This window comes from Pantoea sp. X-Soil-OKNW-713, from assembly GCF_059730685.1.
Map to the genome: position 1 here is coordinate 4,244,055 of NZ_AP035995.1, position 16,857 is coordinate 4,260,911.

The following is a 16,857-nucleotide window of genomic DNA, read 5'->3' on the forward strand; positions in this document are numbered from 1 at the left end:
CACCAACACATCGCTTCGTAAGCCGTTGTTCCGTGTCAGTGGAGGCGCATTATAGGGAGTTCTTTGAGGCTGACAAGCGCTAAATGCAAATTAATTTCTGAGTGCTGTTTTTTTCAACGAAACATCACAAAGGCGCCAGTTTTTCCATCAATGGGAAGCCATAACGCTGCAGAACCGGTGATAATTGCAGCACTTCTTCATTCATCTGCGTACAAAATGCCATGTTAGGCGCATCAGAAAGCGCAACAGGTGCCGCATGCTCCAACAACCAGGCGGTACGACGCGCAATTGCCGCGCCGGAATCCACCAGCCGCGTCCCTTCCGGCAACACCAACTGCAACTCGTCACGCAGCAGAGGAAAATGAGTACAGCCTAACACTACCGTATCGGGCGGCTCTTTCATCCGCAGCCAGGGTTGCACCACACGACGTACATCCTCCAGCAGCACCTCTTCACCGTGCAGCTTTGCCTCGGCCAGCTCTACCAATTCTGCCGAGCCCAGCATCTTGATTTGGCATTCGCGAGCGAATTGCGCCACCAGTTCGTGTGTATAAGGACGTTTTACCGTGCCGCGTGTCGCCAGCAAACCCACTACCCCATTACGCGTTAAGCGTGCGGCAGGTTTAATGGCGGGCACCACTCCGACCACCGGGAAGTCAAACTTTGCACGCAGGGCTGGCAAAGAAACTGTACTGGCCGAGTTACAGGCAATCACCACCAGCGCCAGTGGAAAGCGCCGCGTAATCGCCTCAACGATCGCCACAACGCGATCGACAATATAGGTTTCGGTTTTTTCACCGTAAGGAAAACCTTCATTGTCGAAGGCGTAGAGATAATGGAGATTCGGCAGCAATTGCCGAATCTCCTCATAGACGGAGAGCCCACCGACGCCAGAGTCAAAAACCAGCACGGTGGGACGCAGATCAGAAGCTGTAGCTGGCGCTGAGGTAGTACTCCGTTCCTGGAGTTTGGTAGCCATACACTGTCTCGTAGTCTTTATCGAACAGGTTGGCAATTCTACCACGAACGGTGAGCTGAGAGGTGACCGGATACGATACCGCCAGATCCCATAAACTTACGCCGCCCAATTTAATGCGCTGTGCCGTATAGGAGTGGTTGTAATCGTTGTCGTAACGCTCACCGAGGTAGTGATAAGTGATGGACCAGTCGAAATTGAAGACCGTCCAGTCGAGCTGGTATTTCACCTGCTGCTTAGCACGACGCAACAATTGCTGATTGGTCTCGGCATCACGCGCGTCAACATAGTCATAAGAGACGGTATGACTCAGTGGACCGGTATCGAAAGACGCCGTGGCTTCCACACCTTTAATACGCGCTTTATCGATGTTGTAGTAAACATAGGTGTTCGGATCGCTATCAATCAGGTTATCGATGTCATTACGATAGCCCGACACACGCCAGTTGACCGGCCCGGTTAAACCTTCAAAACCACTTTCCCACTGCTTGCTTTCTTCCGGCTTCAGATTTGGGTTGCCATAAGTCTGGCTATAAAGCTGGGCCAGATTCGGCGCTTTATAAGCGGTCGCGTAAGAGGCAAACACGCGATAACCATCAACAAACTCCCAGGCGGCGCTGCTCTGCCAGGTGTTATGCCAGCCAAAGGCATTGTTGTCATCTCCGCGCACGGCGCCTTCCAGCGTCACGCTACCAAACTGCTGTTGAGCGGTGGCGTATATACCGGTGTTACGTTGTTCCTGGCCTTCAACGGTAGAATTGGTGCCTGGTTCTGAGGTTTGTTTCTGCCAGTCAACACCGCCACTCACCGTACCATGCCCCACCTGTACCGAGTTGCCCCATTGCAGGTTGTATTGCTGGACATCATTCAGCGACGCCGTGGCGTCATATTTGCCAAGCTGTGGGCTGTAGTTGTAATCCTTAGTATGGCTGTAGCTGGCAATCAGCTGCGATGAATAGATACCCTGGTTGAAGCGCAGTCCGGTATCCCAGGTCTGGCTGTAGAGCTGGCGGGTATCGACAAAGGTGTTGGGTTCCACATAAGTGGGATAGCCATCATAAGCGGTGCGGTTGTCAAAACCATAACCGCGTACGAAACCGCTGAACTGATCGCTAAACTGATGCTCCAGCGAACCGTACAGCGTTTTGCTCATGAAACCGTCGCGGTCTTTCTGCGCCGGATCGCCATAGATGTCGGGCAGATTTGCCACCACATCGTAGCCTTTGGTGTAGGTATAGTTGCCCGCCAGCGTCAGCTTAGTCGCATCGCCCAGTTGCTGCTGGGTAGAGCCATCGTAGCTCTGGTAGCCTTTCGACCCAACGCCCGCGGTCAGCGTGGTACCGTTTTTATCACGACCCGTGATGATGTTCACCACACCACCAATCGCGTCAGAACCATACACCGCCGAACGCGCGCCACGAATATATTCGATGCGCTGTACCAGCGAGAGTGGAATCTGGCTGAGATCGGACGACCCGGAAATGCCTGCCTGATTCAAACGAATACCGTCAATCAGAATCAGGACGTGGCTGGAGTTGGTGCCACGAATAAACATGGAGCTGCTTTGGCCCATGCCACCGTTTTGCGCAATATCCACGCCAGGCAGGCGACGCATCACATCCGTGAGGCTTTTTGCCTGCCAGCGGTCAATGTCTTCGCGGGTAACAACTGTCGTGGGCGCCAGCACGGAAGAAACTGGCTGTGAAAAACGATTAGCGGTAACGATTTGCGTATCATCATCCTGCTGGGCATAGCCAAATTGCGCCCAGAGGGACACCGCCGTTGCACTGAAGGCAAACAGCGAAGCATGTGTTTTTTTCATTGTTATAGCATCCAAAAGACAAAGCAGGATGCCGCAGGCATACGATCGATAGCACGCGATGACCGTACGAATTGCGACGTCACACCGGCAGGTCTTCGGGCTGAGAATCATTAATGGTGAAGACTTCCCATCCCGCAGGACAGTGTCTGCATCAGCAATCACCACGACATTCTTTACCGCTGCGCGTCAGCTCCAGATTCACACTGGATTCCCTTTTAACTCAAGGAGGCCGGCCGTCGCAGTCTACGGACAAGAAGGCCAGAAATCCAGACTTCCAGCCATCTTCTTTTGCACAAGGCTGGACAACAGCAATCGAATGCCTACAATCGCCCGGCAAGCAGGCTTATTACCAGGATTGAAGATGACACCCGAACAGCTCCCGATTGAACAATATGACGCGCAACTGGCAGAAAAAGTCAGCCGTTTACAGGCGATGATGGCGCCGTTTGCTGCGCCAGAGGTGGAGGTGTTCCGTTCACCGGTCAGTCACTACCGTATGCGTGCCGAATTCCGCATCTGGCATGATGGCGACGATCTGTATCACATCATCTTTGATCAGCAGACCAAACAGCGTATTCGCGTCGATCAATTTCCGGCCGCCAGCGAGTTGATCAACCAACTGATGCCCAAAATGATCAACGCTGCCCGTGATAACCGCGCATTGCGCCATAAATTGTTTCAGATCGATTACCTGTCGACCCTGAGCAATCAAATCGTCATTTCCCTACTCTACCACCGCAAACTGGAAGAGGAGTGGCAACTGGCAGCCAGCGCACTACGTGACGCCCTGCGCGCCGAAGGTTTTGATGTGCAGCTGATTGGGCGCGCGACCAAAACCAAAATTTGTCTCGATCGCGATTACATTGATGAGCGTCTGCCGGTGGCGGGCAAAGAACTGATTTATCGTCAGGTGGAGAACAGTTTTACCCAGCCGAATGCCGCGATGAACATTCAGATGCTGGAGTGGGCGCTGGACGTGACGCAAAACGCGCGCGGCGACCTGCTGGAGCTGTATTGCGGCAACGGTAATTTCTCCCTGGCGCTGGCGCGTAATTTCCGTCGTGTATTAGCCACCGAAATTGCCAAACCCTCGGTAGCCGCCGCGCAGTTCAACATCGCCGCTAACCACATTGATAACGTGCAAATCATCCGTATGGCCGCCGAGGAATTTACTCAGGCAATGAACGGCGTGCGTAGCTTTAACCGACTGGAAGGCATTGACCTACAAAGTTATCAATGTGAAACCATTTTCGTCGACCCTCCGCGTAGCGGGCTGGATGCCGAAACGGTCAAGATGGTGCAGGCTTATCCACGTATCCTCTATATATCCTGCAATCCACAAACGCTATGCGATAACCTCACCACGCTGGCAGAAACCCATGATGTTGCACGTCTCGCGTTGTTTGATCAGTTCCCCTATACCCATCATATGGAAAGCGGCGTACTGTTGACGCGCAAAGCCTAATAAAAAACGGGAACCCTGAGGTTCCCGTTTTTTTTAATTCTTGTTCTTCGGTCGCTTAAAGCGCGTCGCAATCCAGAACACCAGCGCGACCATCAGGATGGTCGGGATAAAGTTGGAGCCAATATCCGGGTACTCCGCTCGCACCAGCGCGCTGTAGACCAGAATCCCCAACAGGAAAAACGCCGCCGCCAGTGACGGCATGCCGTCCGGCATATTACGGTTCAGGTAACGCTGATGCAGACACCAGGCCGCCAGGCCAAGGGCGATCAGCGGAAAAATTGAAAATGGTACAAATGCACTGAACAGCACCGAAAAGGAGCCGTTGATGGCCAAACCGGTGATAAAAGCCAGTAAAAGCGTTCCTTTATCGCGGGGGTTTTGCTCAATCATTTCATTATCCTTATCACATTACTCTTCGGGTTTTTCCAGTGTTACCGCCAGCCGTTCCTGCTCCCGGCGATACCAGTAATAAGCACCTTTGGCGATCATTCGCAGCTGTAGCACCAGACGGTCTTCCAGCTTGCGACGCTGTTCAATATCCACATCCAGCGCTTCCGCACCGGCGCTGAACACGATGGTGACCATCGCTTCGGCCTGTGCTTCGGTAAAGCTACGCGGCATGCGGTTTTCCAGCTCAAGGTAATCCGCCAGTTCGGCAATAAAGTGTTGAATTTCACGCGCTACAGCAGCACGAAACGCCGCCGACGTTCCGGAGCGCTCGCGTAATAAGAGACGAAAAGCGTTGGGATTGTTCCCGATAAACTCCATAAACGTTGCAACAGAAGTTTTAATAATGCTTCCGCCCTTGGCAATGCGCTGGCGTGCCTGACGCATCAGTTGACGCAGCATCAGGCCGCTTTCGTCAACCATCGTCAAACCCAGTTCATCCACATCCCGGAAATGACGGTAAAATGAGGTGGGCGCAATACCGGCTTCACGCGCAACTTCACGCAAACTCAGGCTGGCAAAACTCCTTTCTGCACTTAGCTGACTGAAGGCGGCTTCAATCAGTGTACGTCTTGTACGTTCTTTTTGTTGCGCTCTGACGCCCATTCTCTCTGCCTTGTGAGTAATCAGGCAGGCACTATAACAAACTTTTCAGCGTACAGCGGCGCAAAGTTTGTGACCGCCTGTTAACCTCACGCTTTGTCAAAAGTGGGCAAAAATCACTGATAGAATTCAGAAGTGCGCGGCGAGATGTTAGAATCTCGTTGTAAAAATGTATAGAAACATAGGACGTACTGGTATGCAAAAGTCTTACGATTACGATGCCATTGTGATTGGCTCCGGTCCGGGCGGTGAAGGTGCGGCCATGGGGCTGGTGAAGCAGGGAGCGCGCATCGCAGTGATCGAACGCTACCATAACATCGGCGGCGGTTGTACTCACTGGGGCACCATCCCTTCCAAAGCGTTACGTCATGCTGTCAGCCGTATTATCGAGTTCAATCAAAATCCCCTCTACAGTGATCATACCCGGCTTCTGCGTTCCTCCTTTGCGGATATCCTCAATCACACGGAAAACGTCATCAGCCAACAAACCGCCATGCGGCAGGGCTTTTACGAACGTAACCGCTGTGAGCTGTATCAGGGCGATGCGCATTTTGTTGATGCCAACACCATCGAAGTAGAGCAGCCAGATGGCACCCGCGAGCGCCTGACCGCAGAGAAATTTGTTATCGCCTGTGGTTCGCGCCCTTATCATCCGGCTGACGTCGATTTCACCCATCCACGTATTTATGACTCCGATTCGATTCTTAATCTGCACCATGAACCAGGCCACGTCATTATCTATGGTGCCGGGGTGATCGGCTGTGAATACGCCTCAATCTTCCGTGGGCTGAACGTCAAGGTTGACCTGATCAACACCCGTGATCGTCTGTTAGCGTTCCTTGATCAGGAGATGTCAGATTCGCTGTCTTACCACTTCTGGAACAGCGGCGTGGTGATTCGTCACAACGAGGAGTTTGAGAAGATTGAGGGTGTGAATGATGGCGTCATCATGCACCTCAAATCCGGTAAAAAAGTAAAAGCGGATTGCCTGCTTTACGCTAACGGCCGCACCGGTAATACCGATTCACTGGCGCTGGAAAATGTCGGTCTTGAGGCGGATGGTCGCGGTCTGCTGAAAGTCAACAGCATGTACCAGACGGCGCAGCCGCATATCTATGCGGTCGGCGACGTGATTGGTTATCCCAGCCTTGCCTCCGCCGCCTATGACCAGGGACGTATCGCTGCCCAGGCCATCATGAAAGGTGAAGCCACGGCGCACCTGATTGAAGACATTCCTACCGGGATTTACACCATTCCGGAGATCAGCTCAGTCGGCAAAACTGAGCAGCAGCTGACGGCAATGAAAGTGCCTTATGAAGTGGGACGTGCGCAGTTTAAACATCTGGCGCGCGCGCAGATTGTCGGCATGAATGTGGGAAGTTTGAAGATTCTGTTCCATCGTGAAACCAAAGAAATCCTGGGAATTCATTGCTTTGGTGAACGTGCGGCAGAGATCATCCATATCGGCCAGGCCATCATGGAGCAGAAAAATGGCGGTAACACGATTGAATATTTCGTGAATACCACCTTTAACTACCCCACGATGGCCGAAGCCTATCGCGTAGCCGCGTTAAATGGTTTAAACCGCCTGTTTTAACGTGTTATCGAGATAAGCCTGCATATGGGTTTTAATTGCTTCTGCCAGCTGCTCATAGCGGCTGCGCAGAGGCGATCCCGGACGATACACCAGCGCGATGGTGCGCTGTGGTACCGGCTTGTAACAAGGCAGATAGCAAACGCCATCACGCACGCGCTGATTTGGCACCGCCAGCGACGGCAGTAAGGTGATTCCGCTCCCTGCGGCGACCATATTGCGCAGCGTTTCCAGGCTGGTAGCACGGAAATGGGTGTCTTCATCCGCACCGGCTTCAAAGCAGAAACCCATCGCCTGATCGCGCAGGCAGTGACCATCTTCCAGCATCAGCAGCTTTTCACCCGCCAGATCCGACATAGGAACACGGTCGCGATCGTGCCACGGATGATCCTCGTAGATCGCCAGTTTCATCGGCTCATCAAACAGCGGCACCTCAATAAAGGCTTCGCTCTCCTTCACCAACGCCAGAATCGCACAGTCAAGCTTGCCGCTGTCGAGTTGCGCCAGCAACTGCTGCGTCTGAGCTTCGTGCAGATACATCTCCAGCTTGGGGAAAGTCTGATGCAGCATCGGGATGATGTGCGGCAGCAGATAAGGGCCAGTGGTGGGGATAAGGCCAATATGCAGTGGCCCGGACATAGTTTCGCCCTGCTGGCTTGCCATCTCCTTCAGCACCTTCACTTCACGCAGTACGGTGCGAGCCTGGTCTACCAGCAGCAGCCCAGCCTGGGTAAACAAAACCTTGCGGCTGGTGCGTTCCAGCAGCATAACGCCCAATTCATCTTCCAGCTTACGAATTTGTCCGCTCAACGTTGGCTGACTGACATGACAGGCATCCGCTGCACGGCGGAAATGACGATGCTCCGCAAGCGAAACCAGATACTCCAGATCACGAATGTTCATTGATATCCTCCGAACCACGATAGCCCGTGGCGATAGATAGAATAGCAATGAACGATTAGCCCTATCAAGCCACTGACAGGAATAATAAGTGCCATCAGAAGCAATATGAAAAAAGGCTGAAAGAGTACGGAGTAACACCTGCAATCAGTCTGACAAATCACTGAGCTGGCTGGAGTGCCTGCCCTTTGATGATGTGCCTATAACAAGATGAAATTCCGAAGCTAGAGGTTGGCGGGCTATATCATAGCCCGCTTTTTTTATTGGCTTACTTCAGACGCTGCTGCGCTTCCTGAATCGCCAGAGCTACCTGCTGCGGTGCCACGCCGCCACGGGCGTTACGCTTATCCAGGCAGGATTGCAGTGACAGGATCGGATAGACATCCTCTTCAATCGTCGCGCTGAATTGCTTCAGTTGCGCCAGGCTTAACGCTTCCAGCGCCACGCCCTGCTTAATCGCTTCCACCACCGCTTCGCCGACAATATGGTGCGCTTCGCGGAACGGTACGCCTTTGGCGACCAGATAATCCGCCAGTTCGGTAGAGTTGGCATAGCCCTGCTCCGCCGCTTCCTGGCAACGTGGACGTTTCACCTGAATACCGTCCAGCACCAGCACTGACATATGCAGACAGTCCAGCCAGGTGTCGAGCGCGTCAAACAGCCCTTCTTTGTCTTCCTGCATATCTTTGTTGTACGCCAGCGGCAAGCCTTTCAGCGTCATCATCATACCGGTCAGCGCGCCTTGTACGCGGCCACATTTGCCACGGATCAGTTCCAGCGCATCGGGGTTTTTCTTCTGTGGCATCAGAGAAGAACCGGAAGTGACTTTATCCGACAACTCGACAAACCCAGCTTCGCCGGTGTTGAAGAAGATCATGTCTTCAGCAAAGCGCGACAGATGCACCATACCGATAGAGGCATCAGACAGTAGTTCCAGCACATGATCACGGTCAGATACCGTGTCGAGGCTGTTGCGCGTAGCGGAGGCGAAACCTAACCAGCCCGCCAGTTGCTGACGATCGATCTCGTATGCAGTCCCGGCCAGTGCGCCGCAGCCAAGCGGGCTGACGTCAAGGCGCTTCAGCGTATCCTGCAAACGGCTTTCATCACGCGCCAGCATTTCGACATAGGCGAGGCACCAGTGCGCAAAAGTCACCGGCTGGGCGCGTTGCAGATGGGTATAACCCGGCATCACTGCATCCTGATTGGCTTCGGCGGTGGCAACCAGCGCTTTTTGCAGCTCGCGAGTGGCATCCAACAGCACTGCAACCTGCTCTTTGCACCACAGTTTCAGATCGGTGGCGACCTGGTCGTTACGGCTACGACCGGTATGCAGTTTTTTACCCAGTGCGCCGACTTTGTCGATCAGCTTGCCTTCGACCCAGCTATGAATGTCTTCGGCATCGCTTTGCAGAATCTGCTCAGGATTGGCACGCACTTCGGCCAGCAACGCGTTCAGCGCCGCCTCCAACTGCTGCTGCTCGTCGCTGCTCAGAACATTAACCGTCACCAGCGCTTTTGACCAGGCGACGGAACCGATGATGTCCTGCTCCGCCAGGCGATAATCAAAACGCAGCGAATCATTGAATTGTTTGAAGCGTTGGTCTGCTGCCTGGGTAAAGCGTCCACCCCAAAGTGCCATCTGAATACTCCTGAATACGGTTAAACAAAGGGCGGCCCGTAGCCGCCCTTGAAACTATGTCGTTGGTGCGGAATTACTTCTTCTGCTCGTTCAGTGCACGGATGCGTGCAGACAGTGAGAACAGACGGATAAAGCCACCCGCGTGACGGTGATCGTACACTTCGTCTTCTCCGAAGGTCGCAAACTCTTCTGAATACAGGCTGTTGATCGATTTTTTCTGAATCGCTGTCGCCTGACCTTTGTAAAGTTGCAGAACCACTTCACCGTTCACCAGTTCAGCCAGGGACTCAGCCGCCGCCTGGATGGACTGACGCAGCGGTGCAAACCAACGGCCATCGTACACCACGTATGACATCTCCTGGCCCAGCTGCTCACGCCATTTGAAGCTGTCGCGATCCAGCACCAGCTGCTCAACGGCACGCAGCGCGTTAACCATAATGGTGCCGCCCGGGGTTTCATAGCAACCACGAGATTTGATGCCGACCAGACGGTTTTCCACGATATCGATACGACCTACGCCGTGTTTCGCACCCAGCGCGTTCAGTTTTTCCAGACAGGCGAACGGACTCAGCTTCTCGCCGTTAACGCCAACCACGCGACCTTTTTCCACGGTCACGGTGACGTTTTCCGGCTGATCCGGTGCTTCCAGCGGGTCAACGGTCCACACCCAGCAATCTTTGTTCGGTGCGTTCCACGGGCTTTCCAGCACGCCACCTTCGGTGGAGATGTGCCAGGCGTTTTCATCACGGCTGTAGATTTTTTCCAGCGACGCGGTGGTCGGGATGTTGCGCTCTTTCAGGTAGTCGAGCAGCGCTTCACGCGAACGCAGGTTCCATTCACGCCACGGTGCTACCACTTTCAGCTGTGGCGCCAGTGCAGTGTAGGTGGTTTCGAAACGTACCTGGTCGTTACCTTTACCGGTGGCGCCGTGGCACAGGGCATCGGCACCCACTTTCAGCGCCAGCTCAACCTGCGCTTTGGCGATAATCGGACGCGCCATTGAGGTACCCAGCAGGTAGGTGCCTTCGTACAGCGCACCGGTTTGCAGCACCGGGTAAACGTACTCGCTGATGAACTCTTCGCGCAGGTCAACCACATGACATTCAGAGGCACCGGATTGCAGCGCTTTCTTCTCAACGCCTTCCAGATCTGCCGGGTCCTGACCGATATTCGCCACGAACGCGACCACTTCACAGCCGCCGTAGTTCTCTTTCAGCCATGGAATGATGGCAGACGTATCAAGGCCACCGGAGTAAGCCAGAACAATTTTTTTGATGCCTTGCGTTTGCATTTCGTAATCCTTGAATCAGTATCGTTAAGCGAGAATCCGGGTGCCAATCGACACGCCGTTGAAAAGAGTTGGCAGCTGTTCAGCATGACGCCAGCTGGCAATATCCACCGGGCGGCCCAGAGTACGTGCCGCGTCCAGCGCTGCGTTAACTTTAACAATCATGCCATCGGTAATAATGCCCTGGGCGATCAGCTGTTCCGCTTTCGCGGCCGTCATCTCTGCGATGCGTTGACCTTTGCCATCGAGAATGCCGCTGACGTCAGACAACAGTACCAGATCGGCACCAATGGTGGCCGCCAGCGCAGTCGCCGCCTGGTCAGCGTTGACGTTCATCAGATCGCCACCATCAGTGATCCCGATGGAACTGATCACCGGCATATAACCCGCGCCCAGCAAGGTGTTGATTAATGCCGGGTTGCCCGGTGTGGCGTTACCGACGTGGCCCAGTTCTTCATCAAACTGCGCCACATTTACCAGACCCGCATCACCCAGGCACAGGCCCACCGCGTTGATGCCATACTTCTTCGCCCAGGCGAGCAACGTTTTGTTCGCCGTACCCGCCAGGGCACCGGTAATAATGTCAATCTGATCGGCTGGCGTCACGCGCAAACCGTTCTTCTTTTTCACCGGCAGCGCGAGCTTCTTCATCAGCTCATCCACCAGGCAGCCGCCACCGTGCACAATGATCAGCGGACGTTGATACTCGGTACGATACGCCAACAGCGCATCGAACAGGCGAGCCAGCGCTTCTTCGCTATCCAGCAGGACGCCACCCAGTTTAATAATCAGAGGATTGGTCATGGTTTACTTACTCGCCCGTTAAATCAGAGACAGTGTTTCGGGGAAGCCGAAACGAATATTCAGACACTGCACCGCCTGCGAAGAAGCACCTTTCAGCAGGTTATCTTCTGCGGCAACCACAATCAGGTGCTCACCCTGCACGGCAAAACCGATATCACAGAATGGCAGGCCAACCACACCTTTCAACGCCGGCACACCTTTCTTATACAGACGCACCAGCGGTTTGTCGTGGTAGGCGTTATGGAAAGCTTCTGCCACGTCCTGTTCGCTGACGCCCGGTTTCAGGCGGCAGGTGACGGTAGCAAGAATGCCACGCGGGAAGTTGCCCAGATGCGGCGTAAAGATCACCGGCGTACCGAGATGGGCAACAATTTCCGGATGGTGGCGATGATTGAAGATGCCATAAGGTTGCAGGCTGACTTCACAAAAACTGGTAGTGACGCTGGCTTTACGCCCGGCACCGCTGACGCCGCTGGTCGCGTTAATCACCGGCCACTGGTCTTGATTCAGCAGGCCCGCTTCCACCAGCGGTTTCAACGCCAGTTGAGAGGCGGTCGGGTAGCATCCCGGTACCGCCACCAGCTGGGCTTCTTTGATTTTTTCGTGCTGCCATTCCGCCAGGCCGTAAACCGCTTTGTCCAGCCAGTCGCCGTGTTGATGGGTGAAACCGTAATATTGATTGTAGAAAGCACCGTCGTTAACACGGAACGCACCGGAGAGATCAAATACCACGCAACCGGCTTTCAGGAATTCCGGCGCCAGATCGTGACTGACTTCATGTGCGGTGGCGAGGAACACCACATCGACTTTATCCGCCCACTCAGCGGCATCGCTCAGCGGCTGCAATGGCAGGTCGACAATACCTTTCAACTGCGGATGCAGGTCTGAAAGTAACTTTCCGGCATCCGGGCTTTGCGCTGAAACCGCTAAAGCGGTTATGTTCATATGCGGATGGCGATTCAGGTAGGTGGCAAGCTCTACGCCAGCGTAACCACTGGCACCAACGATCAGCGTATTCAACATCAGGCTGTATACCTTATTACAGTCACACGTTCCGGGTCGCGGCCTTGCCCCGTTGCCCACGATGCCGTTTGCAAAGATTTACTGTTCACATGCAGACGACGTTAATGTATTTTTATTCACTATTAATGCATGAATATTGATACATCCTAACCCAAGGACCGTCAACAGTGAAGACAAAATTACCACCTTTTATCGAACTCTACCGCCAGCTGATTGCCACACCATCGATCAGCGCCACCGACGCCGCGCTCGATCAGAGCAATGAAACTTTAATCAATTTGCTGGCGGGCTGGTTTCGCGATCTTGGCTTCGATACTGAAGTGCAACCTGTACCGGGTACACGGCATAAATTTAACCTGCTGGCGCGCATGGGTTCCGGCGCAGGTGGCTTATTATTAGCAGGCCATACCGACACGGTTCCGTTCGATGATGGCCGCTGGACGCGCGACCCCTTTACCCTGACTGAGCATGACAACAAGCTTTACGGTTTAGGCACGGCAGATATGAAAGGCTTCTTCGCCTTTATTCTGGATGCGCTGCGTGACGTTGACGTGACCAAACTGAGCAAACCGCTCTACATTCTTGCCACCGCCGACGAAGAGACGACGATGGCAGGCGCGAAGTACTTCGCTGAATCCACCCAGCTGCGCCCGGACTGCGCCATCATCGGCGAACCGACTTCGCTGAAACCGGTACGCGCGCACAAAGGCCATCTCTCCAATGTGATTCGTATTCAGGGACAATCGGGCCACTCCAGCGATCCCTCACGCGGCGTGAACGCCATTGAGCTGATGCATGAATCCATCACCCAATTGATGCAGCTGCGTAATACGCTGAAAAGCCGTTACAACCATGACGGTTTTGCCATTCCGTACCCGACCATGAACTTTGGTCATATTCACGGCGGCGACGCGGCTAACCGTATTTGCGCCTGCTGTGAACTACATATGGATATTCGACCGTTACCGGGGTTAACCCTGAGTGATCTGGATGGTCTGCTGAATGAAGCGCTGGCTCCGGTGAGTGAGCGTTGGCCGGGTCGTTTGACCGTCGGTGAACTGCATCCGCCGATTCCGGGTTACGAGTGCCCGGTCGACCATGAACTGGTGAAAGTGGTGGAAAAACTGCTGGGTACGCCGACCGAAGTGGTGAACTACTGCACCGAAGCACCGTTTATTCAGCAACTTTGCCCAACGCTGGTGTTAGGCCCCGGTTCTATCAATCAGGCCCATCAGCCTGATGAATTTATTGATACCGCATTTATTAAGCCAACCCATGCGCTCATCACGCAGGTTGTCCATCATTTTTGTCACTGATGGACAATCGATGGGGCATTTCACTGTTTAATCAGCAAAATGCCCCGTCAATGTTCGGGATTTGATAATAAGAATAACTTATCTCGCTTCGCTCTGGTTAAATTCTTTGAATTTCCAGCATTTAGCAGCGAAATTTCGTCAGTTTAAGGCAATTGACGAACAGAGCGATACGTGGCTAGATAAAAGACGAAGTTATGCCCGTTGGGTATATGAATTAAAAAGACGATAAGGGTGTCAGGGTCACATGAACGAACAATATTCCGCAATGCGAAGTAATGTCAGTATGCTCGGCAAACTGCTCGGGGATACGATAAAGGATGCACTGGGAGAGAACATCCTCGATAAGGTGGAGACCATCCGCAAACTCTCTAAGTCATCCCGTGCCGGAAATGACACTCATCGTAAGGAACTGCTGTCCACGCTGCAAAACCTGTCCAATGACGAGTTGCTGCCGGTGGCGCGTGCATTTAGCCAGTTCCTGAATCTTACCAACGTGGCTGAACAATATCAGACCATTGCGCGCAGTGGCGAAGGTGCCAACCACCCGGAGCTGCTGAAAAGCACCTTCGATCGCCTGAAGCAGCAGAAAGACCTGAATGAGAGCGATATCCGCGCGGCGATTGAGTCACTGTCGCTGGAGCTGGTGCTGACTGCGCACCCAACCGAGATCACGCGTCGGACGCTGATTCATAAGCTGGTTGAGGTGAATAGCTGCCTGCAACAACTCGACCATAGCGATATCACCGAATATGAATACAACCAGGTAATGCGCCGTCTGCGCCAACTGGTTGCCCAGGCCTGGCACACCGATGAAATTCGTAAATATCGCCCGACCCCGGTTGATGAAGCCAAATGGGGCTTTGCCGTGGTGGAAAACAGCCTGTGGGAAGGTGTACCGGCGTTTCTGCGCGAGCTGAACGAGCAGGTTGAAGAAACCTTTGGTATGCAGCTGCCAGTGGATTTTGTCCCGGTACAATTTACCTCCTGGATGGGCGGCGACCGCGACGGCAACCCGAACGTTACCGCCACCATCACACGACAGGCTATGCAGCTCGGCCGCTGGAAAGCTGCCGACCTGTTCCTGCGTGATGTCGGCGTGTTGATTTCCGAGCTGTCGATGTCCGAGTGCAGCGACGAAGTACGTGAACTGTGCGGCGACCCGGAAGCGCTGGAACCTTACCGCGTGATTCTGAAACGCATCCGTAGCCAGCTGATGAGCACCCAGGCCTTCCTGGAGCGTCGTCTGAAAGGCGAGCGCGTGCCACGTCCTGCTGATTTGCTGGTGTCCAACGATCAGCTGTGGCAACCGCTGTTTGCCATCTATCAGTCACTGCAACAATGCGACATGGGCATCATCGCCAATGGTCAGCTGCTGGATACGCTGCGCCGCGTGAAGTGTTTTGGCGTGCCGTTGGTGCGTATCGATCTGCGTCAGGAGAGCACCCGTCATACCGAAGCGATTGCCGAAGTGACGCGCTATCTCGGCCTCGGTGATTATGAAAGCTGGTCAGAAGCCGACAAACAGGCTTTCCTGATCCGCGAACTGAATTCCAAACGTCCCCTGCTGCCACGCCAGTGGGAGCCGAGCGATAATACCCGCGAAGTGCTGGATACCTGCAAAGTGGCAGCCGAAGCGCCGCAAGGCTCGATTGCCGCTTACGTCATCTCCATGGCAAAAGTGCCATCCGACGTGCTGGCGGTACATCTGCTGCTGAAAGAAGCCGGTATCACCTACGCCATGCCAGTGGCACCGCTGTTTGAAACGCTCGACGACCTGAACAACGCCAACGACGTGATGAGCCAGCTGCTGGGCATCGACTGGTATCGCGGCTTTATTCAGGGCAAGCAGATGGTGATGATTGGTTATTCTGACTCCGCGAAAGATGCTGGCGTGATGGCCGCAAGCTGGGCGCAGTATCAGGCCCAGGACGCGTTAATCAAGACCTGTGAAAAAGCCGGTATCGCCCTGACGTTGTTCCACGGACGCGGCGGTTCCATTGGTCGTGGTGGCGCACCGGCGCATGCTGCGCTGCTGTCGCAGCCGCCGGGTAGCCTGAAAGGTGGCCTGCGCGTGACCGAACAGGGTGAGATGATCCGCTTCAAATACGGCCTGCCGGAAGTGACTATCGCCAGCCTGTCGCTGTACACCGGTGCGATTCTCGAAGCCAACCTGATGCCGCCGCCGGAGCCAAAAAGCGAATGGTGCGACATTATGGACGGTCTGTCGGCTCACTCCTGTGCGATGTACCGTGGCTATGTACGTGAAAATCCTGATTTCGTTCCCTATTTCCGCTCCGCAACGCCGGAACAGGAACTGGGTAAACTGCCATTGGGTTCACGCCCGGCCAAACGCCGCGCCACCGGTGGCGTGGAGTCGCTGCGCGCGATTCCGTGGATTTTTGCCTGGACGCAGAACCGTCTGATGCTGCCAGCCTGGCTGGGTGCCGGTGCGGCAATCCAGAAAGCGATGGAGCAAGGTCACCAGGATCAACTGGAAGCGATGTGCCGCGACTGGCCATTCTTCTCCACCCGTCTTGGCATGCTGGAGATGGTGTTCTCGAAAGCCGACCTGTGGCTGGCGGAATATTATGATCAGCGTCTGGTGGATAAATCATTATGGCCGCTGGGCCAGCAACTGCGTGACCAACTGGATGCGGATATCAAAGCAGTGCTGACTATCGCCAACGATGCGCATCTGATGGCGGATCAGCCGTGGATTGCCGAATCCATCGCGCTGCGTAATGTCTACACCGACCCGCTGAACGTGTTGCAGGCTGAATTGCTGCACCGTTCGCGCGCGCAGGAAGAGCGTGGTGATGCGCCGGATGCGCGTGTTGAGCAAGCGTTGATGGTGACTATTGCGGGTGTCGCAGCGGGTATGCGTAATACCGGTTAAGCAGACATATCAAGGGGCTTCGGCCCCTTCTTGATGTGGCCCGTAGCGGCGCGATTTATCGCGCGGGTTTCCCGGCATCGC

13 protein-coding genes and 1 riboswitch are annotated in these 16,857 nt (G+C 54.3%); of the genes, 4 read left to right on the forward strand and 9 right to left on the reverse strand.

The window, feature by feature from the left end:
• Positions 1–124: 124 nt before the first annotated feature.
• Both murI and btuB read right to left on the reverse strand, forming a co-directional pair.
• Positions 125–979 carry a glutamate racemase gene (murI, locus tag AC6I8R_RS19850; RefSeq protein ID WP_497832716.1) on the reverse strand — a complete coding sequence of 285 codons (855 nt, stop codon included), beginning with the start codon at positions 977–979 and terminating at the stop codon, positions 125–127.
• On the reverse strand, positions 924–2,798 hold the full coding sequence (btuB, locus tag AC6I8R_RS19855; RefSeq protein WP_208724388.1) for a TonB-dependent vitamin B12 receptor BtuB: 1,875 nt from the start codon (positions 2,796–2,798) through the stop codon (positions 924–926). The genes murI and btuB overlap by 56 nt, the downstream gene beginning before the upstream one ends.
• 68 nt (positions 2,799–2,866) lie before the next feature.
• Positions 2,867–3,044: riboswitch (cobalamin riboswitch) on the reverse strand.
• Positions 3,045–3,159: 115 nt separating this feature from the next.
• Here btuB and trmA point away from each other — a divergent pair.
• Entirely contained in the window at positions 3,160–4,263 is a 1,104-nt protein-coding gene (gene trmA, locus AC6I8R_RS19860) for a tRNA (uridine(54)-C5)-methyltransferase TrmA (protein WP_415174984.1), read from the forward strand.
• A gap of 33 nt (positions 4,264–4,296) precedes the next feature.
• Here the strand turns inward: trmA and AC6I8R_RS19865 are convergent, their stop codons facing one another.
• Together AC6I8R_RS19865 and fabR are read right to left on the reverse strand one after the other, a co-directional pair.
• Positions 4,297–4,653: a YijD family membrane protein gene (locus AC6I8R_RS19865; protein ID WP_208716880.1), complete on the reverse strand. Its 357-nt coding sequence runs from the start codon at positions 4,651–4,653 to the stop codon at positions 4,297–4,299.
• A gap of 18 nt (positions 4,654–4,671) precedes the next feature.
• On the reverse strand, positions 4,672–5,316 hold the full coding sequence (gene fabR, locus AC6I8R_RS19870) for an HTH-type transcriptional repressor FabR (protein WP_208724390.1): 645 nt from the start codon (positions 5,314–5,316) through the stop codon (positions 4,672–4,674).
• A 193-nt stretch (positions 5,317–5,509) separates the two neighbouring features.
• Between fabR and sthA the strand changes: the two genes are divergently transcribed.
• Positions 5,510–6,910, forward strand: a complete 1,401-nt coding sequence (gene sthA, locus AC6I8R_RS19875; protein ID WP_013510973.1) for a Si-specific NAD(P)(+) transhydrogenase — start codon at positions 5,510–5,512, stop codon at positions 6,908–6,910.
• Here sthA and oxyR read toward each other — a convergent pair.
• From oxyR to argC, 5 genes are all read right to left on the reverse strand, one after another.
• Positions 6,893–7,810: a DNA-binding transcriptional regulator OxyR gene (gene oxyR, locus AC6I8R_RS19880; protein ID WP_013510974.1), complete on the reverse strand. Its 918-nt coding sequence runs from the start codon at positions 7,808–7,810 to the stop codon at positions 6,893–6,895. The genes sthA and oxyR overlap by 18 nt on opposite strands.
• A 265-nt stretch (positions 7,811–8,075) precedes the next feature.
• Positions 8,076–9,449, reverse strand: a complete 1,374-nt coding sequence (argH, locus tag AC6I8R_RS19885) for an argininosuccinate lyase (protein WP_208724391.1) — start codon at positions 9,447–9,449, stop codon at positions 8,076–8,078.
• Positions 9,450–9,522: 73 nt separating this feature from the next.
• Positions 9,523–10,740, reverse strand: a complete 1,218-nt coding sequence (locus AC6I8R_RS19890) for an argininosuccinate synthase (RefSeq protein WP_415174985.1) — start codon at positions 10,738–10,740, stop codon at positions 9,523–9,525.
• A 24-nt stretch (positions 10,741–10,764) separates the two neighbouring features.
• The gene (argB, locus tag AC6I8R_RS19895; RefSeq protein WP_415174986.1) at positions 10,765–11,541 is read right to left on the reverse strand and encodes an acetylglutamate kinase; all 777 of its coding nucleotides are present in this window, start codon (positions 11,539–11,541) and stop codon (positions 10,765–10,767) included.
• Positions 11,542–11,559: 18 nt separating this feature from the next.
• Complete coding sequence (gene argC / locus AC6I8R_RS19900) at positions 11,560–12,564, reverse strand: N-acetyl-gamma-glutamyl-phosphate reductase (RefSeq protein WP_208724394.1); 1,005 nt, start codon at positions 12,562–12,564, stop codon at positions 11,560–11,562.
• Positions 12,565–12,731: 167 nt separating this feature from the next.
• Here argC and argE point away from each other — a divergent pair, with 167 nt between their 5' ends.
• Complete coding sequence (gene argE, locus AC6I8R_RS19905) at positions 12,732–13,880, forward strand: acetylornithine deacetylase (RefSeq protein WP_497832717.1); 1,149 nt, start codon at positions 12,732–12,734, stop codon at positions 13,878–13,880.
• 244 nt (positions 13,881–14,124) lie between these two features.
• On the forward strand, positions 14,125–16,776 hold the full coding sequence (gene ppc, locus AC6I8R_RS19910) for a phosphoenolpyruvate carboxylase (RefSeq protein ID WP_208724396.1): 2,652 nt from the start codon (positions 14,125–14,127) through the stop codon (positions 16,774–16,776).
• Positions 16,777–16,857: the final 81 nt, after the last annotated feature.

Coding starts and splice junctions, on each gene's coding strand:
- fabR (WP_208724390.1), bottom strand. CDS start 5,316: ATGGGCGTCAGAGCGCAACAAAAAGAACGTACAAGACGTACACTGATT.
- sthA (WP_013510973.1), top strand. CDS start 5,510: ATGCAAAAGTCTTACGATTACGATGCCATTGTGATTGGCTCCGGTCCG.
- AC6I8R_RS19865 (WP_208716880.1), bottom strand. CDS start 4,653: ATGATTGAGCAAAACCCCCGCGATAAAGGAACGCTTTTACTGGCTTTT.
- ppc (WP_208724396.1), top strand. CDS start 14,125: ATGAACGAACAATATTCCGCAATGCGAAGTAATGTCAGTATGCTCGGC.
- oxyR (WP_013510974.1), bottom strand. CDS start 7,810: ATGAACATTCGTGATCTGGAGTATCTGGTTTCGCTTGCGGAGCATCGT.
- argC (WP_208724394.1), bottom strand. CDS start 12,564: ATGTTGAATACGCTGATCGTTGGTGCCAGTGGTTACGCTGGCGTAGAG.
- murI (WP_497832716.1), bottom strand. CDS start 979: ATGGCTACCAAACTCCAGGAACGGAGTACTACCTCAGCGCCAGCTACA.
- AC6I8R_RS19890 (WP_415174985.1), bottom strand. CDS start 10,740: ATGCAAACGCAAGGCATCAAAAAAATTGTTCTGGCTTACTCCGGTGGC.
- argH (WP_208724391.1), bottom strand. CDS start 9,449: ATGGCACTTTGGGGTGGACGCTTTACCCAGGCAGCAGACCAACGCTTC.
- trmA (WP_415174984.1), top strand. CDS start 3,160: ATGACACCCGAACAGCTCCCGATTGAACAATATGACGCGCAACTGGCA.
- btuB (WP_208724388.1), bottom strand. CDS start 2,798: ATGAAAAAAACACATGCTTCGCTGTTTGCCTTCAGTGCAACGGCGGTG.
- argB (WP_415174986.1), bottom strand. CDS start 11,541: ATGACCAATCCTCTGATTATTAAACTGGGTGGCGTCCTGCTGGATAGC.